18 protein-coding genes and 1 tRNA gene are annotated in these 20782 nt (G+C 69.7%); 4 read left to right on the top strand and 15 right to left on the bottom strand.

The features are described 5' to 3' along the window. The first annotated feature begins 62 nt into the window (after nucleotides 1-62). On the top strand, nucleotides 63-1094 hold the full coding sequence (locus tag MRBLMI1x_RS06220) for an NADP-dependent oxidoreductase (protein WP_363457250.1): 1032 nt from the start codon (nucleotides 63-65) through the stop codon (nucleotides 1092-1094). Further along, a complete protein-coding gene (locus MRBLMI1x_RS06215) occupies nucleotides 1094-1372 on the top strand; it encodes an acylphosphatase (RefSeq protein WP_363457247.1) in 279 nt (92 codons plus the stop codon). The genes MRBLMI1x_RS06220 and MRBLMI1x_RS06215 overlap by 1 nt, the downstream gene beginning before the upstream one ends. Nucleotides 1373-1375: 3 nt before the next feature. On the opposite strand, the gene MRBLMI1x_RS06210 is transcribed toward MRBLMI1x_RS06215, so the two are convergent. The 9 genes from MRBLMI1x_RS06210 to MRBLMI1x_RS06170 all read right to left on the bottom strand — a co-directional run bounded on the left by MRBLMI1x_RS06210 (nucleotide 1376) and on the right by MRBLMI1x_RS06170 (nucleotide 7742). Then, nucleotides 1376-2161 carry an amino acid ABC transporter ATP-binding protein gene (locus tag MRBLMI1x_RS06210; RefSeq protein ID WP_018186965.1) on the bottom strand — a complete coding sequence of 262 codons (786 nt, stop codon included), beginning with the start codon at nucleotides 2159-2161 and terminating at the stop codon, nucleotides 1376-1378. Continuing rightward, nucleotides 2148-2822: an amino acid ABC transporter permease gene (locus tag MRBLMI1x_RS06205; protein ID WP_363457243.1), complete on the bottom strand. Its 675-nt coding sequence runs from the start codon at nucleotides 2820-2822 to the stop codon at nucleotides 2148-2150. The genes MRBLMI1x_RS06210 and MRBLMI1x_RS06205 overlap by 14 nt, the downstream gene beginning before the upstream one ends. A gap of 70 nt (nucleotides 2823-2892) precedes the next feature. Beyond that, entirely contained in the window at nucleotides 2893-3690 is a 798-nt protein-coding gene (locus MRBLMI1x_RS06200) for an amino acid ABC transporter substrate-binding protein (protein WP_363457240.1), read from the bottom strand. Between the two features lie 110 nt (nucleotides 3691-3800). Beyond that, the gene (locus MRBLMI1x_RS06195) at nucleotides 3801-4850 is read right to left on the bottom strand and encodes an NAD(P)H-dependent flavin oxidoreductase (protein ID WP_363457237.1); all 1050 of its coding nucleotides are present in this window, start codon (nucleotides 4848-4850) and stop codon (nucleotides 3801-3803) included. Nucleotides 4851-4923: 73 nt separating this feature from the next. Continuing rightward, the gene (gene rplA, locus MRBLMI1x_RS06190; protein WP_018186961.1) at nucleotides 4924-5613 is read right to left on the bottom strand and encodes a 50S ribosomal protein L1; all 690 of its coding nucleotides are present in this window, start codon (nucleotides 5611-5613) and stop codon (nucleotides 4924-4926) included. A gap of 13 nt (nucleotides 5614-5626) precedes the next feature. Then, complete coding sequence (rplK, locus tag MRBLMI1x_RS06185; protein WP_018186960.1) at nucleotides 5627-6058, bottom strand: 50S ribosomal protein L11; 432 nt, start codon at nucleotides 6056-6058, stop codon at nucleotides 5627-5629. A gap of 186 nt (nucleotides 6059-6244) precedes the next feature. Continuing rightward, nucleotides 6245-7252, bottom strand: a complete 1008-nt coding sequence (nusG, locus tag MRBLMI1x_RS06180; RefSeq protein ID WP_026302872.1) for a transcription termination/antitermination protein NusG — start codon at nucleotides 7250-7252, stop codon at nucleotides 6245-6247. 106 nt (nucleotides 7253-7358) lie between these two features. After that, the gene (secE, locus tag MRBLMI1x_RS06175; protein ID WP_018186958.1) at nucleotides 7359-7625 is read right to left on the bottom strand and encodes a preprotein translocase subunit SecE; all 267 of its coding nucleotides are present in this window, start codon (nucleotides 7623-7625) and stop codon (nucleotides 7359-7361) included. A gap of 44 nt (nucleotides 7626-7669) precedes the next feature. Next, a tRNA-Trp gene (locus tag MRBLMI1x_RS06170) sits at nucleotides 7670-7742 on the bottom strand. 220 nt (nucleotides 7743-7962) lie between these two features. Between MRBLMI1x_RS06170 and MRBLMI1x_RS06165 the strand changes: the two genes are divergently transcribed. Both MRBLMI1x_RS06165 and MRBLMI1x_RS06160 read left to right on the top strand, forming a co-directional pair. Beyond that, nucleotides 7963-9780 (top strand): HSP90 family protein, encoded by a 1818-nt coding sequence (locus tag MRBLMI1x_RS06165; protein WP_363457232.1) that lies wholly within the window; start codon nucleotides 7963-7965, stop codon nucleotides 9778-9780. After that, nucleotides 9777-12575, top strand: coding sequence for a hypothetical protein (locus MRBLMI1x_RS06160; protein ID WP_363457229.1), 2799 nt, complete (start codon nucleotides 9777-9779; stop codon nucleotides 12573-12575). The genes MRBLMI1x_RS06165 and MRBLMI1x_RS06160 overlap by 4 nt, the downstream gene beginning before the upstream one ends. Before the next feature lie 52 nt (nucleotides 12576-12627). On the opposite strand, the gene MRBLMI1x_RS06155 is transcribed toward MRBLMI1x_RS06160, so the two are convergent. Genes MRBLMI1x_RS06155 through MRBLMI1x_RS06130 form a run of 6 tightly spaced genes read right to left on the bottom strand, consistent with a single transcriptional unit; the run spans nucleotide 12628 to nucleotide 20781 of the window. Then, nucleotides 12628-13992 (bottom strand): NAD-dependent succinate-semialdehyde dehydrogenase, encoded by a 1365-nt coding sequence (locus MRBLMI1x_RS06155; RefSeq protein WP_116228244.1) that lies wholly within the window; start codon nucleotides 13990-13992, stop codon nucleotides 12628-12630. Nucleotides 13993-14030: 38 nt separating this feature from the next. Further along, a complete protein-coding gene (locus MRBLMI1x_RS06150; RefSeq protein WP_363457225.1) occupies nucleotides 14031-15491 on the bottom strand; it encodes an NAD-dependent succinate-semialdehyde dehydrogenase in 1461 nt (486 codons plus the stop codon). Continuing rightward, nucleotides 15488-17050, bottom strand: a complete 1563-nt coding sequence (locus tag MRBLMI1x_RS06145; RefSeq protein ID WP_018186953.1) for an APC family permease — start codon at nucleotides 17048-17050, stop codon at nucleotides 15488-15490. The genes MRBLMI1x_RS06150 and MRBLMI1x_RS06145 overlap by 4 nt, the downstream gene beginning before the upstream one ends. A gap of 17 nt (nucleotides 17051-17067) precedes the next feature. Next, nucleotides 17068-17952 (bottom strand): universal stress protein, encoded by an 885-nt coding sequence (locus MRBLMI1x_RS06140; RefSeq protein ID WP_363457221.1) that lies wholly within the window; start codon nucleotides 17950-17952, stop codon nucleotides 17068-17070. Continuing rightward, entirely contained in the window at nucleotides 17949-19307 is a 1359-nt protein-coding gene (locus MRBLMI1x_RS06135) for a flavin monoamine oxidase family protein (RefSeq protein ID WP_363457218.1), read from the bottom strand. The genes MRBLMI1x_RS06140 and MRBLMI1x_RS06135 overlap by 4 nt, the downstream gene beginning before the upstream one ends. Beyond that, nucleotides 19300-20781, bottom strand: a complete 1482-nt coding sequence (locus tag MRBLMI1x_RS06130; protein WP_363457215.1) for an amino acid permease — start codon at nucleotides 20779-20781, stop codon at nucleotides 19300-19302. The genes MRBLMI1x_RS06135 and MRBLMI1x_RS06130 overlap by 8 nt, the downstream gene beginning before the upstream one ends. Between the last annotated feature and the right edge of the window lies 1 nt (nucleotide 20782).

The raw sequence follows: 20782 nt of genomic DNA, 5'->3' as shown, positions 1-20782 counted from the left end.
ACTGGTCATCCACCGAGCACCTAGAGCGCCCGCCGTCGAGCGCTGGTGAGAAGGAGCCGCCGATGCGATTCCGGCCACTGCGACCCGCAGCCCCCACCGCGAGCGACCTCGTCGAGGTGACCGCTCCCCCCGCTGCCATGCGCGCCGTCGTGTACGACGGGCCGGGCGATGCCGGGGTCCTGCGCGAAGCCGACATCCCGGTCCCCGAGCCGGCGCTCAGCGAGCTGCTCGTGCGCGTGGTCGCGGCCGGCGCGAACCCCATCGATGCGAAGACGCGTTCCGGCCGGGGTGTCTCGGGGCAGATCCCGGAATACCCCTCGACCCTCGGGTTCGACTTCAGCGGCATCGTCGTGAAGAGCCCCTTCGAAGCTCACCCCCTGCAACCGGGTGATCAGGTCTTCGGCATGGTCCCCTTCCCGCGGTCGGGTGGCACTTACGCCGAGTACGTGGTCGTGCCGACGCTCTCCGTCGCACGCAAGCCCGCGTCACTGTCGCACGTCGAGGCCGCGGGGGTCCCCCTGGCCGCGTTGACGGCCTGGGGGCTGGTCGTCGAGACCGCTCACGCGCATGAGGGCCAGCGGGTGCTCGTCCACGCAGGTTCCGGCGGAGTCGGCCACTTCGCCGTGCAGCTGGCCGCCTACTTCGGAGCCCATGTCACCGCGACGGGATCAGACGGCAACCTCGGGTGGCTGCGTGAACTCGGGGCGTCGGTCGCGATCGATTACGCGACGACGCGGTTCGAGGACGTGGTCGGCGACGTGGACGTCGTGATCGACCTCGTCGGCAACGTCCACGACGACACGGGCGCCCGCTCTCTCGGCGTCCTGCGGCCCGGGGGCCTGTACATCATGGTCCCGACGGGCGGATGGGACGGCTACGCGGAGGCCGCCGCCTCGGCCGGCGTGCGCGCGACGACGTACAAGGTCGTGCCCGACGGGTCGGTGCTGGCGACCCTCGGTCGGCTGCTCGAATCGGGCGCCATCCAGGTCTACATCGACAAGGTCTTCGACCTCGCCCACGCCGCGGACGCGCACCGCGAGGTCGAGCGGGGTCACGTCCGCGGCAAGGTCGTCCTCAGCGTGACGGAGGCGTGATGCGGCGCATCCGTCTGGTCGTCCGCGGCATCGTCCAGGGCGTCGGGTTCCGCTACTCCCTGCAGCACATCGCTCGCGGCGCGGGCGCGACGGGATGGGTCAGGAACCTCGCAGGCGGCTCCGTCGAAGCCGAGGTGCAGGGGGATGCCGCCGCCGTCGAGTCCGTGGTGGACTGGGCGGCCACCGGCCCGCGCGGAGCGGTCGTGGACCACGTCGCGATGACCGAGCTGACGCCGGTCACGGACGAGGACGGGTTCGAGATCCGGCGCGACGCCTGAGGCTCAGTCCTCGAGCGGACGCAGGATGCGGTCGAGGAACCGCCGCGTACGCTCGTTCGTCGGCGCGGTGAAGATGTCGCGCGGGTGCCCGCGCTCGACGATGACGCCGTCGTCGAAGAACACGACCTCGTCCGCCACCTGCCGCGCGAAGGCCAGCTCGTGCGTGACGATGACCATCGTCCACCCCTCCTCGGCGAGCTCCTTCAAGACGAGGAGCACCTCGCCGACCAGCTCGGGGTCGAGCGCGCTCGTCGGCTCGTCGAACAGGAGCACGTCGGGCGCGAGGGCGAGCGCCCGGACGATGCCGACACGCTGCTGCTGACCGCCGGAGAGCTCGTGCGGGTACGCATCGCGCTTCTCGGCGAGTCCCACGCGACCCAGCAACCGCTCGGCCTCGGCGGTCGCGGCATCCTTCGACGCACCGTGGGCGTGCACGGGACCTTCGATCACGTTCTCGAGCACGGTGAGATGCGGGAACAGGTTGTTCTGCTGGAACACCATGGCGGACCGGTCGCGAAGGGCCGCGCGGTCGAGCTTGGCCGCGCGGCCCTTGAGAGGCTGTGCGAAGTCGTGACGCTGACCGTCGGAGAAGGCGACGACACCGGCGTCGGGCGTCTCGAGGCCGTTGAGGCAGCGGAGGACCGTCGTCTTGCCCGAACCGCTGGGGCCGATCAGGCAGACGACCTGCCCGGGCGCGACGGAGAAGTCGACGCCGTCGAGGACGACGTTGTCGCCGAACGACTTGCGGAGCCCGGTGACGGCGAGAAGGGGTGCGTCAGTGTGCGACACGGCGGTCGAGCCTCCGTTCGATGCGGTCCTGGCCGAAGGACAGGACGAGGCAGAAGAGCCAGTAGATGAAGGCCGCCTCGATGTAGACGATGAGGAACTCCGAACTGAACGCGGCGATGCGCTGCGCCGCGAGGAAAAGCTCCGCGACGGTGATCGAGGCGACCAGCGACGTGTCCTTCACGAGCGAGATGAAGGTGTTCGACAGCGGCGGGACCGAGACCCGGGCCGCCTGCGGGAGGATGATCCGCCGCAGCGCCGTGGCCCGCGAGAGCCCGACGGTGAAGCCGGCCTCCCACTGCCCCTTCGGCACCGACAGGATGGCCGCCCGGACGACCTCGGCGGCGTAGCCACCCACGTTCAGCGACAGGGCGATGACCGCTGCGAGGTACGCATCGATCCGCACGCCGATCTGCGGCAGACCGTAGAAGATCACGAAGATCTGCACGAGCAGCGGCGTGCCGCGGATGGCGGAGATGTAGACACGCGCGATCCCCGACAGGATCCGGTTGCCCGAGATCCGCATGAGGGCGGCGGTGATGGCGAGGAGCAGCCCGATGGCGAACGAGATCAGCGCGAGCGGGATCGTGACCGTGACCCCGGCGCGGAACATCGGCCAGAACGAGGTCAGGATCAGCTGCCATGTGTCGGTGTCCACCGGCATCCTTTCGCAGAACGGGGAACGGGCTCGGCGGTCGCGTCACCGCGCCGCGCCGAGCCCGTCGGGACGGGTGTCACTCGGTGACGTCGGCTCCGAAGTACTTCTCGCTGATCTTCGCGAGGGTTCCATCTTCGCGCAGGTCGTCCAGCGCGCCATCGATCTTCTCGATGAGCGCCTTCTTGTCCTTCGTCGTGACGACGGCGGTCTCGGCGGGATCAGTCTCGGCGGCGATCTTGAGGCCGGTGGGGCCATCGGTCTTCTCGTAGTCGAGGAACGTCAGCTTGTCATTGACGGTCGCCTCGACGCGGTCCTGACGCAGCAGCTCGACGGCCTGAGCCCAACCCTCGATCGGGGTGACGTCGGCGCCGGCCTCCTCGGCGAGCGTGAAGAAGTTGCTCGTGAGCGACTGCGCGGTTTTCTTGCCCTTGAGGTCGGCGAAGCTCGAGATCGAGTCGTCGCTGTCCTTGACCACCACGACGCTCGGCGACACCGTGTACGGCTCACTGAAGAGGTACTTCGCCTCGCGCTCCGGGTTGATCGAGACCTGGTTGGCGATCACGTCGACGCGACCGGCATCGAGACCGGCGAAGATGCCGTCCCACTGGGTCTCCTGGAACTCGATGTTCAGGTCGAGCTTCTTCGCGACCGCCTCGATGATCTCGACGTCGTAGCCGACGAGCTTGCCGCTCTCGTCGTGGTACGTGAACGGGCGGTACGTGCCCTCGGTGGCGACCGTCAGCGTGCCGCCCTTGGCGAGACCGAGGTCGTCGCCTGCGGCGTCCGTCCCGTTCGAGCTCGAGGAGCAGGCGGTCAGCGCCAGGACGGCGCTGAGGGCGAGGGCTCCGAGTGCGGCGGTACGACGACGGGACATGGGTCTCCTTGGTGAGGGGGAAGGGGAAGGCGCGCGAAGGCTGCGGCCCGCGCAGGCCCCTCAGTACAACACGCATCCGCGTGGATGATTCCCGCAGGTGACGGTCTGTGTCAGCGGGATGCCGGCGGAAGCCCCGCGGCGAGTTCGGCGAAGACCTCGCCCACGTCACCCCGGTGCGACAACCCCGCGGCCTGACCTGCCCAGAGCGAGATGAGGTCCGCGTCGTGAGGCGCAGCGGCGCGGAACGCGGCCGTCAGCCAATTCTGTGCCGGGAAGGGTGCGATCGCGCCCGCAGCCTCGATGGTCCGGACGGCCCGATTCGGGATGCCGCGGGCCAACCGCCCGCTCATCGCCCGCGTCAGCACGGTGTCCGTGTCGGCCGCTGCGCGCAGCGCCGTCCGATGCGCGTCGGAGGCCGCAGACTGCCGCGTCTGCAGGAACGCGCTCCCCACCTGGACGCCGGCCGCACCGAGCGCGAACGCGGCCGCGACGCCCCGTCGATCGGCGACGCCGCCGGCCGCGATGACGGGTACGTCCACAGCGTCCACCACCTGCGGCACGAGCGCGAACGTGCCGACGAGCGATTCCTCCGCCCGGCGCAGGAAGCTCACCCGGTGACCGGCGGCTTCCGCGCCGCTGGCGACGACCGCATCCACTCCCCCCTCCGCCAGCGCGGCGGCCTCGGCGACCGAGGTGGCGGTTCCCACGACACGGATGCCGCGGCGATGCGCCTCGTCGACGATCTCGGCCGCCGGCACGCCGAACACGACGCTGAGCACTGCGGGGGCGGCATCCCACACGGCCTCGAGCTGCTCGCCGAGGTCGGGGAGGAAGGTATCGGGGAGGACGGTCGCCGCCGCACCCGCCGCCGCCAGAAGCGGCGCCACGGCGACCCGGGCGGCATCGAGGTCCGTCTCAGCGGGCGAGACCTCGTCACCCGTCGGGAGCCAGAGATTCAGTGCGAACGGGCGGTTCGTCGCGGCGCGGAGAGCGGACGCCGTCTCGCGGATGCGGGCGCCGGAGTAGCCGTAGAGGCCGAACGAGCCGAGACCTCCGGCGTCGCTGACTGCCGCGGTCAGCGCGACCGAGGACAGACCGCCGAACGGCCCGAGCACGATGGGGGCGTCGATGCCGAACAGCGTCGGGATGTCGCGGGTCACGCGACGACGCTATCAAGGCGGGAACGACGAAGGGGCCCCACCCGGAGGTGGAGCCCCTTACTGTCTGGACGACTCAGACGAGAGCGTTGACGTCCAGCGGGATGCCAGGACCGAACGTGGTCGAGATGGCGCCCTTCTGGATGTAACGGCCCTTCGAGCTCGAGGGCTTCAGACGCACGATCTCTTCGAGCGCGGCGTTGAAGTTCTCGTTGAGCTGGTCCTCCGAGAAGGACGCCTTGCCGACGACGAAGTGCACGTTGGCGTGCTTGTCGACGCGGAACTCGATCTTTCCGCCCTTGATCTCCTCGACGGCCTTGGCCGGGTTGGGGGTCACGGTGCCGGTCTTCGGGTTCGGCATGAGGCCACGGGGTCCGAGGACCTTTCCGAGGCGACCGACCTGGCCCATGAGCTCCGGGGTCGAGACTGCCGAGTCGAACGCGGTGTAGCCACCGGCGACCTTCTCGATGAGCTCGGCGCCACCGACCTCGTCCGCACCAGCGGCGAGAGCGGCTTCAGCGGCGGGACCGGTCGCGAAAACGATGACGCGGGCGGTCTTGCCGGTGCCGTGGGGCAGGATGACCGTGCCACGGACCATCTGGTCCGCCTTGCGCGGGTCGACGGCGAGCTTCAGCGCGACCTCGACGGTCGAGTCGAACTTGGCCGAACCGGTCTCCTTGGCGAGGGCGACAGCCTGCTCGGAGGAGTAGAACGTGGAGCGGTCGATCTTGGCCGCTGCTGCTTCGTAAGCCTTGGACTTAGCCATTGTTCTGTTCCCCTCAGCTCTCGACCGTGATGCCCATGGAACGGGCGGTGCCGGCGATGATCAGCGAGGCGGCCTCGATGTCGTTGGCGTTCAGGTCGGGCATCTTCGTCTCGGCGATCTGGCGAACCTGATCCTTGGTGAGCTTCGCGACCTTGGTGGTGTGCGGGGTCGCAGAACCCTTGGCCACACCGGCGGCCTTCTTGATGAGCTCCGCGGCGGGCGGGGTCTTCAGGATGAACGTGAAGCTGCGGTCCTCGTAGACGGTGATCTCGACGGGGATGACGTTGCCGCGCTGCGACTCGGTCGCGGCGTTGTACGCCTTGCAGAACTCCATGATGTTGACGCCATGCTGACCGAGCGCGGGGCCGATCGGCGGCGCCGGGTTGGCTGCACCGGCGTTGATCTGAAGCTTGATCAGGCCGGTCACCTTCTTCTTCGGTGCCATTTCCTCTTCCTTTCACGAGCGAGGCGGATGCCTCGTTCTCCCACGCTCCCGGCGGATCCGGGTCGTGGTGGTGTCTGCGCGCACGACGAAACGGCGCACAAACCACATGAGTCTACCGCATCCGGCATCCCCCGGCATGACGAAGGCCCCGCCGGAGCGGGGCCTTCGCATCGCGCGATGCTGCGCTTACTGCTTGGTGACCTGATCGAACGACAGCTCGACCGGCGTCTCGCGCTCGAAGAGCGAGACGAGGACGGTGAGCTTGCCGCTCTCGGGCTTGATCTCGGAGATCGATCCGGGCAGGCCCGCGAACGAACCCTCCTTGATCGTGATGGTCTCGCCGATCTCGAAGTCGACCTCGGTGATGACCGAGCGGGCCTGCGTGGCGGAGCCCTTCGTAGCGGCTCCACCCTTGGCAGGCGCGACCTCCTTGGCCTCGACGAGCGGCTTCAGCATGTTGAAGGCCTCTTCGAAGCGCAGCGGCGTCGGGTTGTGGGCGTTGCCCACGAAGCCGGTGACACCGGGGGTGTGGCGCACGACGGACCAGGTGTCCTCGTTGAGCTCCATGCGGACCAGCACGTAGCCGGGGATCCGCACGCGGTTGACCATCTTGCGCTGGCCGTTCTTGATCTCGACGACGTCCTCCATGGGGACCTCGACCTGGTAGATGTCGTCCTCGACCTCGAGCGTGGACTTGCGCTGCTCGATGTTGGCCTTCACCTTGCGCTCGAAGCCGGCGTAGGAGTGGATGACGTACCACTTGCCCTCGAGGGAGCGGAGCTCCTGGCGGAACGCCTCGTACGGGTCGTCGGAGGTCTCGTCCTCGTCGTCGCCGAGCTCGGGACCGTCGTACGGAGCCACCTCGTCGGCGGCTGCCGCGGCGCGCTCCTCCTCTTCGTCGGCGAGAGACTCGGTGAGCACCTCGGCGGCGGCCTCGGCCTCGTCGGCCTGGTCGATCTCGAGCGCGTCGTTGACGATGCGGTCTGCCTCGGGGTCTTCGATCACGACGGCATCCTCTCCGGTCGGCTCGTCCTCGACGGGCTCGTCATCCTCGATGTGCAGGGCGGCGTGCTCGGCGGACTCGGCGGAACGCTCCTGGCTCGCCAGGACGTTGCCCTCCTGGGCTTCGTCGTCCTCGCTGGACTGCTCTGCGGCGGTCGACCAGTCGGCGTCGTCCACATATCTCTCGGTCACGTGATTCACTTCCCTGCAGGTTCGGCTTCGATGTTCAGCGGCGACAGCGGGTGCGTCCGGTTGCCCGGGATGCCGCCCGTCACCGCGACGGATGGTCGTCCGGTCGTCAGCTCGGTACGCCGAAGACGACGTCGACGACCCAGGTGAAGAGCAGGTCGAGGCCGTACACGATGGCCATCACCACCACGACGAAGCCCAGGACGACGAGCGTGAACTTGACCAGCTCCTGGCGAGTCGGCGTGACGACCTTGCGAAGCTCGGCGACCACCTGGCGGATGAAGAGGGCGATTCGCTGGAAGAAGTTGAGCTTCTTCTCACGGGTGGCGCCGCTGCTGGCAGCGACGACCTCGCCGTTCGGCTCATCCTGGACCATTCAACCCACCTGTTGCTCGGTTCGAGTCAGCTGACGCTGACGCGCAGGGCGGACAGGAATCGAACCTGCAACCTGCGGTTTTGGAGACCGCTGCTCTGCCAATTGAGCTACCGCCCTAAGGTCTTGCGACCCGGGAATCCGCATCCTGCCGGGCCCATGGGCACGGCAAAAGAATGCAGACAACTGCGTGGACAAGCATACGGCATGGCTCGGAGGGTGGCGAACGCGCGGCATCCCTCGTCGCCGTCGGGCGCCGTCGGTAGGCTTGATCGGCCGTCCCGCAGCCGGTGCATCGGGGGGTGCGGCATCGGACGAACGACGACTACCGAGGAGCGCGGTGACCGACAGTACTGCCGCCCAACAGTTCCAGGTCGACCTCCGCGGAGTCATCGACCTGCTGAGCCGCCACATCTACTCGAGCCCGCGGGTGTTCCTGCGCGAACTGCTCCAGAACGCCGTCGACGCGATCGCGGCGCGACGGGCGCTCGACGGGGGCGGCGGCCGCATCCGCATCACACCCGTCAGCGACGGGTCGACGGAGTTCGTGATGCGCGACGACGGCGTGGGTCTCACCGAGACCGAGGTCGCGGACCTGCTCGCGACAGTGGGACGCAGCTCGAAACGCGACATCTTCGATCTGCCGCGCGGCGACTTCCTGGGGCAGTTCGGCATCGGGATGCTGTCGTGCTTCATGGTGTGCGACACGATCGTCATCCGCTCACGGAGCGCCGCCGGATCGGCTGCCGTCGAGTGGACCGGCCACTCGGACGGCACCTTCACCGTCGCGCCGTACGCCCAGGACATCCCGGTCGGAACGAGCGTGCACCTGACTCCGCGCGCCGACACCCGGGCGCTCCTCGGCACGAGCACCGTCATGGAACTCGCCGAGACGTTCGGCCGGTACCTGCCGCACACGGTCGTCGTCGACCTCCCCGGCGGCGGCGAGACGACCGTGACCGAACCGGCGCCCTTCCTCGACGGCGACGTGGAACGACAGCTCGCCTACGGCCGCGAGCTCATCGGCGCCGAGCCTCTCGACGTCATCCCGCTGCACGTGCCGGGAACGCAGACGCGGGGCGTGGCCTTCGTCCTGCCCTTCGCCCCTCCCCCGACGGCACGTCAGAGCACCCGTGTCTACCTGCGGCGGATGCTGCTGACCGAGCGCGCCGACGAGCTGCTGCCCGCCTGGGCGTTCTTCGCCCAGGCCGTCGTCGACTCCGGCTCGCTGCACCCCACCGCCAGTCGGGAGTCGCTCGTCGATGACGACGCGCTCGAGCAGACCCGGCAGGAGATCGGCGAGGCGATCCGCCGCTGGATCCTCGACGCAGCGCTGCAGGACCCCCTGCGGCTGTCGCAGTTCGTGTCGATCCACGAGGTGGCCCTCAAATCGCTCGTCCGCCACGACGACGAACTCGCCCGGTTCATCGTGCGATGGCTGTCGGTCGACACGACCGCCGGGCGGTTGCGCATCGAGGAGATCGCCCGCCGTTTCCCGCTGGTGCGCTACGCCGAGAGCGTCGACGAGTTCCGCCAGGTCGCCAGCATGACCTCTGCCGGCGGCATCCTCGTCAACGGCGGCTACCTCTACGACGCGGACCTCGTCCGCCGCATCCCGGAGCTGTTCCCCGGTGTCGAGGTGGAGCGCGTCGACGTCGTCGGCGAGATCGACCGTCTCGATCTGGCGCCGCTCGACGACCGCGCTGCGGCGACCGCTCTCGAAGACCGGGCCCGGGCCGCACTCGAGGACGTGGACGTCGCCGTCCGCACCTTCGAGCGTCCGGAGCTCCCGGGTCTGTTCGTCGCCGACCCCGAAGTCCTGCGCGCACTCGATCGCGGCCGGGCACGCAGCGCCGGCGGAGCCCTGTGGGGCGGCGTCCTCGACCGGGCCGCGAGCGTCGTGTCGGGCCGCGGGGCGGAGGAGCCTGCCGCGCGACTCTGCCTCAACTGGACGAACCCGGTGATCCGCAAGCTCGCCGCGACCCCGGCGGGTCGCGTGTTCGACCTGAGCGTGCAGCTGCTGTACGTGCAGTCGCTGCTCGCGGGCCACCACCCCCTCGGACCGCGCGACCGCACGATGATGTCGACCGCACTCGCGGAGCTGGTCGACCGCGCGATCGACACCGACATCCCGCCCGCGACAGAAGGAGCCTCATGACCGGCTATGCCACCCGCATCCGATCCCTCTTCGACGAGATCGACAACACCCCGTGGGGCCCGCAGGAGCAGGCCCTCGTCGCACAGGCGGTCGCGCTGGCCCAGGAGAGCGGCGACGAGCGCCTGGAGTACGAGGCCCGCCTGCGGCAGACCTCGAGCGCCAACATGGGCGGCGACACCGACCTCATGCTGACGTCGTTCGCGTGGTGCCTGGCCCACCACGACGCCGACCCGGAGCGGTTCCCCGCCGAGGTCGACGGCGCCGGCGACGTGCTGTGGCAGTACAAGTGGATGGCGAGCGCCCTCGGCAACTCGCCGGAGTTCCCCTCCGAGCAGATCGCCGCCGTGCTCGATGACATGGAAGCCCACTATCAGCGCGCGGGCGTCGGTCCCAGCGGGGTGCTCATGGCCCGATTCGAGGATGCCTGGGCCGCGGGGCGCATCGACGAGGCGACGGAGCTGCAGCGGACGCTCGAGGCGACGCCCCGCGACGACTACAGCCACTGCGACGCGTGCGTGCGCAGCCAGTTCGCCGGGTTCTTCATCGAGACCGGCCGCGAGGAGGACGCCATCCGCCTCGTCGGCGAGATGATCGAGAACGGCTTCTCATGCGGCGAAGAGCCCGAGCATGCGCTGGCGCGCATCCTCCTCCCCTACCTGCACGCGGGGATGCTCGACGAGGCCCGAACCGCGCACCTGCGCAGCTACCGCCTCGCGAAGGACAACCCCGACAACCTCGCGATCGTCGCGAAGAACGTCGTGTTCTGCGCCGTCACGGGCAACGAGGCGCGCGCCCTCGCCCTCGTCGAGCGCCACCTGCCGTGGCTCGTCCACGATGGTCTCGATGCCGACGGACACGGCACGGCCCTCGGTGCGTTCGCACTGGCCCTCGACGCCGTCGCTGCGGCCGGCCACCCGGAGCTCACCGTCCGCGGGTCGGGCGCGGAGAACCTGGTCCCCGTCTTCGGTGAACACGACGGCCCGTGGCGCGTCGACGACCTCGCGTCTGCCGCCTGGGCCGCCGCGGGCTCGATCGCCGACGCCTTCGACCGCCGCAACGGCACGGACGCCCACACCCGGAACCTCGAGCGCCTGCGCGAGATCGGCACGGAGCGCTACGACGTGCCGATCCGCTCGCACGACTTCTCGACGGTGATCGCGGCAGCTCCCGTCCTCACGCGGGAGGACCGGGTCGCGCGCGCCGTCGCCCTCGCACACGCCGGCTCGTCCGCCGCGATCGACCCGCTCCGCGATCTGTTGACGGATGCCGATCCCGCTGAGCGCGTGACACTGTCGTCCCACCTGCTGGGCGGCCTCGTCGCCACCGATCGGATCGACGAGGCCGAGGCGTTCCTCCCCGAGCGCCTGGCCATCCTGCGCGCCGCCGGCCACGCCGAGCAGGCCGATCTCGAGGACCGCCTCGGCCTGGTCCTCTTCGGGAAGGATCTGGCGGAGGCCGGCGACGCCCTCCGAGCCGAGGCGGCCGCCGCTGTCGGCGCTCCCCCCGCGGTCCGGGCCGACCTGGTCGCGACGCTGGCGGTCGCGAAGATGTACGAGGGATCGTTCGCAGAGGCCCGCGACGACGCGCGCGAGGGCGTGCGCCTGTTTCTCGAGGCCGGCGACGCGGTGCGCGCGCAGGGCGTGCGACTGCTCGCGGTCGACGCCGCGGCATCCGCGTCGCTCTTCGACGATGCCCGCGCCGATCTGGACGCACTGCTCTCGGAACCGATCAGCGACGGCCGTCGGGCGCGGGCTCTCGCGGCGAAGGCCCGCCTGCACGGCGTGGCCGAGGAGTTCGCCGAGGGCGCGGCCGCCGCAGACGAAGCGGTGAGACTGCTCCTCTCGCTGGCCGCCGACGACCTGCGCGTGGGCGAGGCCTTCGTCCTGGCCGGAGCCCTGCACGAGGATGCGGGGGCCGCTTCCCTCGCCGCGGGGCGCTACCGGTCCGCGGTCGAGCGGTTCGAATCGGCGGGTGCTCCCACGGCCGATCCGCGGTACCGGCTGGGCCGGGCCGTGATCTCCGCCGGGATGCCGGAGGAGGCGGTCGACGCACTCCACCAGGTCCTCTCGGACGAGACCGCCGCTGAGGTGCCCGCCGGATCGCGCGCGATCACGGTGGGGCTTCTTGCCCGGGCCTACGAGGGCGCCCGCGACTTCGGGAACGCCGTCGGGGCGTGGGGCTTCGCCGCCGACCTCCACGAAGAGGCGGGCGAAGCCGAGGGTCAGGCCTTCGCGCTCGTCGCGCAGGGCCGCCACCTCGGCAACTTCGGCGAGTACGACGACTCCGTGATCGCGCTCGACACCGCCATCGCACTGATCGCCGGCCGCGAGGAGCAGATCGGCCTGCACGCCGAGGCGCTCCATCTGCTCGCGCAGGCGAAGATGCAGCGCGGAGACGAGGACGCGTTCGACGTCATCGACCAGGCGCTGACGCTCGGTCGCGCCAACGAGGCGCACTGGTACGTCGCCGACGTGCTCGACACCCGCGCCCGCCTGCTGGCCGCGCGCCAGCGCACCGACGAAGCGGTCGCGACCGCACTCCAGGCCGCGGACGGGTTCGCTCAGGCCGGCGACGCCGGCTCGGGCGCGGGGTCGGAACTCCTCGCCGCCCGGCTGCTCGTCGGCGCGGAGCGACCGGCCGATGCCGTCCCGCTCTACCGAGCCGCCATCGAACACGCGACCGCGAGCGAGAACGAGCCGCTCCGCCAGCAGGCGGCGCTGGAACTCGGCGACGTCTACGAGGGACTCGGTCGCCACGGCGACGCTGCGGAGGTCCGCGCGACGACCTCGGCCTGAGCGGGAACGACAAGGGGCGGCATCCGATCGGATGCCGCCCCTCACCACTCGTTCAGCCGATGCGGACGAGCTTCTTGTTGACGAACTCGTCGGCTGCCAGCAGGCCCAGCTCACGGCCGGTGCCGCTGCGCTTGATGCCGCCGAAGGGCAGGCCCGGCTCGTCGGCGAGGACGAGGTTGACGTAGACCATGCCCGCCTCGATCCGGTCGGCGACGCGGGTCGCCTGCTCGGGGTCGGTCGTGTAGACGTAGGACCCGAGGCCGAACGGGGTGTCGTTGGCGACGCGGACCGCCTCGTCCTCATCGGCCACGCGGTAGACGACGCCGGCGGGACCGAACAGCTCCTCGCGGTAGACGTCCATCTCGGGGGTGACGTCCGTCAGGACGGTCGGCGCGAAGAACGCCCCGTCGCGCGTGCCGCCGGTGACGATCGTCGCGCCCTGGGCCGCGGCATCCTGGATCTGCTTCTCGAGACGCTCGGCCGCAGCGACCGACGAGAGCGGGCCGAGGACGGTGTCGGTGCTCCACGGGTCGCCCACCGATGCCGCCGACATCTTCGCTGTGAACGCCTCGACGAACGCGTCGTACAGGCCGTCGACGACGATGAAGCGCTTCGCGCCGTTGCAGGACTGGCCCGTGTTGTCGAGACGCGCGTCGACGGCGGCCTGCGCAACCGCGTCGATGTCGTCGGCCGACAGCACGATGAACGGGTCCGAGCCACCGAGCTCGAGGGCGACCTTCTTGAGGTTGCGTCCGGCGACCTCGGCGACGGCGGCGCCGGCGCGCTCCGACCCCGTCACCGATGCACCGTGCACACGCGGGTCCGCGATCACGTCGGCGGCCTGCTCGTTCGTGAGGTACACGTTCGTGTAGACCCCCGCCGGGAAGCCCGCATCGCGGTAGATCGCCTCGATGGCGGCCGCTGACTCGGGACACTGCGGTGCGTGCTTGAGCAGGATCGTGTTGCCGACCGCGATGTTGGGGGCGGCGAACCGGGCCACCTGGTAGTACGGGAAGTTCCACGGCATGACGCCCAGCAGCACGCCGAGGGGCGCCTTGCGGATGACGGCGGTCCCCTCCCCCTCGATCGGGATCGGCGCGTCGGCGGTGATCTCGTCGATGTGGTCGGCGTAGTACTCGGTGATGTCGGCGGCGAAGTCGACCTCGCCGAGGGCACCGTCGATCTGCTTGCCCATCTCGCGGACGATGATCTTCGCGAGGTCCTCGCGACGCTCGCGGTGCAGCTGCGCCGCACGGCGCAGGAGGTCGGCGCGCTCGGTGGGAGTGGAGGTCCGCCCCCACCCCCGGGCGGCCTCGTCGGCGGCCCCGAGGGCGCGCTCCACCTCGTCGGCGGTGGCGGTGGGGTACGTCGCGTGGGTCTCGCCGGTGGCGGGGTCGATGACGGCGTAGTCGCTCATGATTCTCTCCAGTGATTCCGGTCGGTCAGGGGATCCGGTCAGGCCGGGATCAGGGTGTACTTCACGTTCAGGTACTCGTGGATGCCTTCGAGGCCACCCTCGCGGCCGATGCCCGACTGCTTCACGCCGCCGAAGGGCGCTGCCGCGTTCGAGACGACACCGACGTTGAGCCCCATCATCCCCGTCTCGAGGCGGTCGATCATGCGGTGCCCGCGGGCGAGGTCCTGGGTGAAGACGTACGAGACGAGGCCGTACTCGGTGTCGTTCGCGAGGCGCACGGCCTCGTCCTCGTCCGAGAACGTGCTGATGGCGAGGACCGGCCCGAAGATCTCCTCGCGGAGGATCGCACTGCCGGGGACGACGCCTTCGACGACGGTCGGCTCGTAGAACGTGCCGGGTCCTTCCAGGGCGTTGCCGCCGACGACGATGCGGGCCCCCCGCTCGACGGCGTCGCCGACGAGGTCCTTCGCCTTCGACACCGCACGGTCGTCGATGAGGGGTCCGATCTGCACGCCGTCCTCGGTACCGCGACCCACGGTCATCTCGCGGACCCGGTCGGCGACGCGGCGCGAGAACCCGGCGGCCACCGACTCGTGCACGATGAAGCGGTTCGCCGCCGTGCAGGCCTGGCCGATGTTGCGGAACTTCGCGAGCATGGCGCCGTCCACCGCCTTGTCGAGGTCGGCGTCGTCGAACACGACGAACGGGGCGTTGCCGCCGAGTTCCATCGAGACGCGGAGGACACCCTCGGCGGCCTGCGCGATGAGCTTCTGGCCCACCGGTGTCGATCCGGTGAAGGACAGCTTCCGCAGTCGCGGGTCGGCGATGATCGGCCCGGAGACCGCGCCCGACGATGCCGTGGTGATGACGTTGACGACACCGGCGGGGACGCCGGCCTCGGCGAGCAGTTCGACGAAGAACAGCGTCGTCAGAGGCGTGAGTTCGGCGGGCTTGATCACGACGGTGCAGCCGGCGGCGAGCGCCGGGGCGATCTTGCGGGTCGCCATCGCGAGCGGGAAGTTCCACGGGGTGATGAAGAACGACGGGCCGACGGGACGCTGCGAGACGACGATGCGCCCGGTCCCTTCGGGGTTCATGCCGTACCGGCCCGAGATACGGACCGCTTCTTCGCTGAACCAGCGGAGGAACTCGCCGCCGTAGGCGACCTCGCCACGGGACTCGCCGAGCGGCTTGCCCATCTCGAGCGTCATGAGGAGCGCGAGGTCCTCCTTGCGCTCCTGCACCAGGTCGAACGCCCGGCGGAGGATCTCGCTCCGCTGGCGCGGGGCGGTCGCCGCCCAGGCCTCCTGCGCGGCGACGGCGGCGTCGAGGGCGCGGATGCCGTCGGCCGGGGACGCGTCCGCGATGCTGCGGATGACCTCGCCCGTCGACGGGTCGACCACGTCGAGCGTCTTGCCTCCTTCGGCATCCACCCACTCCCCGCCGATGAAGAGCTGGTTCGGGATGCGGGACAGGAGGTCGGACTCGCGGGAGGTCATCGGAGGGTCTCACTTTCTGCGCGCAGCTTTCGCGCGCTCGGGGGTGCGTCGAGGGACAGGGTCTGGCCACGGAAGAACGCGGGACGACGGATCGACTGCCAGATCATCGTGACGATCCCGACGACGATGATCAGCATGCCGAGGATGAAGACGATCCCGACGCCGAAGATCTGCGAACCGGACCCGTAGGCGGGGTCCATCGAGTCGACGAGGGTCGTCACGAACAGTACGGCGAGGATCACGCCGCCGATCAGTGGGAAGAGGAACGTGAAGAACACGTTCCTCACCGAGTCGAACCACTGCTTGCGGAAGTACCAGACGCAGGCGAAGGCCGTGATGCCGTAGTAGAAGCAGATCATCATGCCGAGGGTGAGGATCGTGTCCCACAACGTGTCCTCGCTGACGATGCGCATCACGGCGTAGAAGGCGGAGGCCACGATCGCGGAGACGACGGTGGCGTAACCCGGCGTGAAGAACCGCGGGCTGACCTTCGCGAACGAGGGCGGCAGGGCGCCGTAGTGCCCCATCGCCAGGAGCGTCCGCGCGGGTCCCACGAACGTGGACTGCAGCGAGGACGCGGAGCTCGTGAGGACGGCGAGGGAGACGAGGAAGGCCAGCGGCCCGAGCACCGGATCGGACAGGAAGAAGAACACGTTCGCCTGGATGTCCTCGTTGCCGAGGCCGAGCTCCCCCGTGCCGACGCCGGCGAACATGATCATCGCCACCGCCAGCAGCAGGTACAGCGAGACGATGGTGATGACCGTGACAGTGGCGGCGCGACCGGGCGTACGCTCGGGGTCCTTCGTCTCCTCGTTCATCGTCAGGGTGACGTCCCACCCCCAGAAGATGAAGATCGACAGCGAAAGCCCGGCGGCGAAGGCACCGAACGAGGACACCGCGAACGGGTTGAACCATTCGAGGTCGAACGGTTGCGGGTCGAATCCGCCGCCGCTGACCGCCTGGACGATCGCGACGACCGCGAACAGGACGAGCACGGCGATCTGGAACGTGACGAGGACGTACTGGAGCTTCTGCGTCGTCTGCATGTCGCGGTACGAGATCCACGTGGCGGCGAGCATGAACAGCAGACAGACGCCGATGTTGATCGGCAGGATGAACGCCAGGTCGGCGATCCCCGGGTTGCCGGTGATCTGGGAGATCAGGAGGAAGAGGAACTCCACCGCGACTCCCGCGAGGTTCGACAGCACGAGGATCGTCGCGACGACGAGGCCCCAGCCGGCCATCCATCCGATCCACGGACCGAAGGCGCGGGTTGCCCACGTGAACGACGTCCCGGCATCCGGCATCCGGTTGTTCAGTTCGCGGTAGCCGAAGGCCACCAGCAGCATGGGGATGAACCCCACGAGGATGATCGCCGGGATCTGCGAGCCCACGACGGAGGCCGTCGGCCCCACGGCGGCCGTGAACGTGTACGCCGGCGCGATGCAGGAGATGCCGATGACGACAGCCCCGATGAGGCCGATCGTCCCGGCGCTGAGGCCCTTCTTCGAGAGGCCGCCGTCGGCGACGGGGGCCTTCTCTGCTGCGTGCTGGCTCATCGTCGAGCTCCTTCGGGTCAGCGGGACGGGTCGGTGGTACGGATACGGGGGACGACGACCATCGGGACCGGGATCTCGCTCAGGAGCTTCGCGGCGACGGAACCGAGGAAGAGGCGGCGCGGCTGGGCGAGCCGGCTCGACCCGACGAGGATCAGTTCGCCCGGCAGCCAGTCGAGGTGCGCTACGGCGTCCTCGATGCTGTCGCCCTTGGCGGTCACGATGTCGGCGCGGACCCCCTCCGGGATCGCCGCGAGCACATCGGTGAGGACCTGCTCGGCGTGCGCCGCGCCGGCGAGGCGGATGACACCCGTGTCGACGGATGCCGGCAGGTCGACCGTCACGAGCGAGACGAGCCGCAGCGAGGCACCGGTCGCCGAGGCGAGGGCGACGGCCTCCTCGAGGAGGACGTCCGCTCCGGCGCGCGTGCCGACGGCGACGGTGAGGCGCGGGACACCGGCATCCGTCACCCGCTTGCGGGCACCGCGCGGCACGAGGACGACCGGCACGTCGGAGGAGTGCAGGAGCTGGCTCGTCGTGGAACCGAGCCGGTGCCGTCCGCGGGCGCCGCCGTCGGCCGCACCGACGACGAGATGCGTCGCGCCGAACTCGTCCGCGGCCTCGACGAGCCCCTCGGCGAACGACTCGGCGTAGCGCGCGTGCTCACGGTGCACGACTCCCGCCTGCACCGATGCCGCGGCCTCTGCGAGCCAGGACTCCGCCTGACCGAGCAGGTACCGGTCGTACGAGGCGTCGGGCGGGGTGATGACGCTCCGCCCCTCCCCCGGCAGGACGAGGACGATGTCGAGTTCGGATCCGGATGCCGCCGCGATCCCGCCCGCGACGGCCACCGCATCGCGGCCCGCCTTCGTCGCGGTGTACCCGACGACGATGCGGTTGCTCATACCCGGCCGTCCGCGAGGACGTTCCGCGCGGCCAGGCGTCCCATGCGGATCGCGCCGTCGACGTGCTGGTAGCCGGCACCGGCGATGTCACTGCACGCGAACTGGATCGGGCCTACCGGGGTGCGGACGTCGGCGCCGTAGCGGTGCAGACCACCGAGGTCGAAGCTGGCCGCGTACGCGCCGCGGGTCCACTCCTCGGTGCCCCAGTCGCTCTCGTAGTAGACGACGGGGTCCTTCGCCTCGGGACCGTAGTAGTGCGACAGCGACCCGAGGATCCGTTCCTTGCGCTCCTCCGCGGTGAGGCGGAACATGTCGTCGGCGTTCCGGTCCGAGACGAAGCCCACGAGCGTCCCGCGCGGGTCGTCGTGGTTCGTGTTGTCGTACGCCTCGTGGCAGATCTCGTACGGGCTGAACGCGGTTCCCGAGAGCCCCTTCTCGCGCCAGAACGGCGTCTCGTACACGGCGTGGACCTTGATGACGAAGCCCATCGAGATGTGCTGGTGCATCTGGTGCTGCAGGCGCGGCATCGGCGGGACGAAGGAGATGCGGTTGTAGAGCACGGGTGCGACGGCGAGGACGGCGCTCCGGGCGCGGACCGTCAGTCCGTCCGCGTGCGCCGTGACCCCGGCATCCGACCACTCGATGGTGCGGACGGGACGGTTCAGGAAGACGTCGTCGCCGAGCCGCTCGGCCAGGAGGACGGGAACCTGCTGGAGTCCTCCGACGACGCGCTTGTCGAGGATGAAGTCCGCGTCGACGAGGTGCGAGTAGCTGCCCGCGCTCGCCGCCATGAGCAGCGACTGCAGCAGCGAGAACGCGTGCGTGGGCTTGGTGAGCATGGCGGATCCGGTCGCGAACGCGAGGTTGCGGACCGCCTCATCGTCGTCGGTCTGCTGGCGCAGCCACGCATCCCACGTGATCGTGTCCCACTCGGCGGCCTTCGGGTGCGCGAACGGACGGTCGGGGTCGATCTCGGCGACCATCGCGTCGAGACGCTGGGTGATCTCGTCGATCGTCCGCTCGGTCTCGGGGCTCACGGGGAACATCTCCCCCGTGAAGCGCGAGACGGTGCCGTCGGGTCCGACGTAGACGCTGTCTCCTTCGCGGTAGCGGCTGAAGGTGTCGAGACCCAGCTCGGCGACCGTGTCGATGAGCGCGTCCTGGTCGGGCGAGACCCACTGCCCGCCGAGCTCGAGCATGGCGCCGTCGATGACGTCGGTCCACAGACGCCCGCCGACGCGCTCGCGCGCCTCGAGGACCGCGACCGACAGGCCCGCCTTGCGCAGCTCGTGCGCGGCGGTGAGGCCGGCGGCGCCGGCGCCCACGATGACGACGTCTCGGGTGATCTCAGTCATTCACGACTCCTTCGTTGGAGGGGATGCGCTCGTTCGACGCGTGGTCGGGACGGCGACGGAGGTTGCGGCGGACGAGCGGCCAGAACACGAGGAGGACGCCGGTGGCGATGAGGCTCGTCCACACCTGGGAGCGTCCCGATTCGGACGTCAGCATCACGACGACCACGGCGGCGATCGCCGCGATGAGGAGGATGTTGAGCCACGGGTGGAACCACACCTTGAGCTTCAGCTTCGCCACCTCGTCGGGCGTCATCTTCTGGCGCAGTCGCATCTGCGTGAGGGCGATGAAGACATAGACGAAGAGGGCCACGAGGCCCGCCGAGTTCATGATGAAGTCGAAGATGCCCGAGGCGGGGGCGAGGAAGTTGACGAGCGTGGCGATGAGCCCGCCGATCGTCGAGGCGAGAAGCGCGACGACGGGGACGCCGGTCTTGGAGCGTGTGGTCACGGCCTTCGGCGCGAAGCCCTTGTCGGCGAGCGCGGCGAACATGCGCGACGCCGAATACAGGCCGGAGTTGAGAACCGAGAGCACGGCGGTGAAGATCACCAGCTGCATGATGACGTCGGCGCCGGGGATGCCGAACTTGGCGAGCGCGATCGTGAACGGCGCGTTGGCGACGTCGGTCGGCACGGGCAGTTCATCCCACGGGACGACCGCCACGATGACGAGGACCGATCCGACGAAGAAGAGCAGGATGCGCCAGATGATCGTGCTGGTGGCCTGACGGATGCCCTTTGCCGGGTCGACCGACTCGGCGGCGGCCATGACGGCGATCTCGGTTCCGAAGTACGAGAAGATCACGAGCGCGACGCCCGTGAAGGCGACGCCGATGCCGTTGGGGGCGAACCCGCCGTGCTCCCAGAGGTTGGGTACCGAGAAGGTCGCGTTCGGCCACAGTCCGAGCGCGAACAGAAGGCCGGCGCCGAGGAACACGACGATGGCGAGGACCTTGATGCTCGCCAGCCAGAACTCGACCTCACCGAAGGTGCGGACGGAGATCAGGTTCGTGCCGACGAAGATCGCGATGAGGATGAGGGACCACGCCCACGACGGCACGGCGGGGAACCACGTCTGCATCGTCTCGCCCCCGAGGACCGCCTCATAGGCGAGCACGCCGACCCAGAAGTACCAGTAGAGCCAACCCACGAGGTAGGCCGCCCAGTCGCCGAGCCCGACGCGGGCGTACTCCATGAACGAGCCGATCGCGGGACGGGATGCTGCCATCTCGCCGAGCATGCGCATGGCGAAGAACACGAGGAGGCCGCCGACGAGGTAGGACAGGACGGCGGCCGGGCCGACCGTCCGGATGACGTTGCCGGAGCCGACGAACAGACTGGCGCCGATGATCCCGCCCAGGGTGATCATCGTCACGTGACGCGAACGGAGCTTGTTCGAGCGCGCTTTGGTGACCGCTCCGAGTCCCGCCGAGGTCTCGGGCGAGACGGGATTCGACCAGTTGTCCGAACCCGCCATA

Source organism: Microbacterium sp. LMI1x-1-1.1 (assembly GCF_040676205.1).
In the GTDB taxonomy this organism is placed as follows: Bacteria; Actinomycetota; Actinomycetes; order Actinomycetales; family Microbacteriaceae; genus Microbacterium; species Microbacterium aquilitoris.
Note: the sequence above shows the minus strand (reverse complement) of the source record. Positions and strands in the feature narration are given on the sequence as shown.

What these genes read in the sequence shown, in the direction of transcription:
- MRBLMI1x_RS06220 (WP_363457250.1), top strand. Translation starts at nt 63, where the DNA reads ATGCGATTCCGGCCACTGCGACCCGCAGCCCCCACCGCGAGCGACCTC.
- MRBLMI1x_RS06215 (WP_363457247.1), top strand. Translation starts at nt 1,094, where the DNA reads ATGCGGCGCATCCGTCTGGTCGTCCGCGGCATCGTCCAGGGCGTCGGG.
- MRBLMI1x_RS06205 (WP_363457243.1), bottom strand. Translation starts at nt 2,822, where the DNA reads ATGCCGGTGGACACCGACACATGGCAGCTGATCCTGACCTCGTTCTGG.
- MRBLMI1x_RS06200 (WP_363457240.1), bottom strand. Translation starts at nt 3,690, where the DNA reads ATGTCCCGTCGTCGTACCGCCGCACTCGGAGCCCTCGCCCTCAGCGCC.
- rplA (WP_018186961.1), bottom strand. Translation starts at nt 5,613, where the DNA reads ATGGCTAAGTCCAAGGCTTACGAAGCAGCAGCGGCCAAGATCGACCGC.
- rplK (WP_018186960.1), bottom strand. Translation starts at nt 6,058, where the DNA reads ATGGCACCGAAGAAGAAGGTGACCGGCCTGATCAAGCTTCAGATCAAC.
- secE (WP_018186958.1), bottom strand. Translation starts at nt 7,625, where the DNA reads ATGGTCCAGGATGAGCCGAACGGCGAGGTCGTCGCTGCCAGCAGCGGC.
- MRBLMI1x_RS06160 (WP_363457229.1), top strand. Translation starts at nt 9,777, where the DNA reads ATGACCGGCTATGCCACCCGCATCCGATCCCTCTTCGACGAGATCGAC.
- MRBLMI1x_RS06155 (WP_116228244.1), bottom strand. Translation starts at nt 13,992, where the DNA reads ATGAGCGACTACGCCGTCATCGACCCCGCCACCGGCGAGACCCACGCG.
- MRBLMI1x_RS06150 (WP_363457225.1), bottom strand. Translation starts at nt 15,491, where the DNA reads ATGACCTCCCGCGAGTCCGACCTCCTGTCCCGCATCCCGAACCAGCTC.
- MRBLMI1x_RS06145 (WP_018186953.1), bottom strand. Translation starts at nt 17,050, where the DNA reads ATGAGCCAGCACGCAGCAGAGAAGGCCCCCGTCGCCGACGGCGGCCTC.
- MRBLMI1x_RS06140 (WP_363457221.1), bottom strand. Translation starts at nt 17,952, where the DNA reads ATGAGCAACCGCATCGTCGTCGGGTACACCGCGACGAAGGCGGGCCGC.
- MRBLMI1x_RS06135 (WP_363457218.1), bottom strand. Translation starts at nt 19,307, where the DNA reads ATGACTGAGATCACCCGAGACGTCGTCATCGTGGGCGCCGGCGCCGCC.
- MRBLMI1x_RS06130 (WP_363457215.1), bottom strand. Translation starts at nt 20,781, where the DNA reads ATGGCGGGTTCGGACAACTGGTCGAATCCCGTCTCGCCCGAGACCTCG.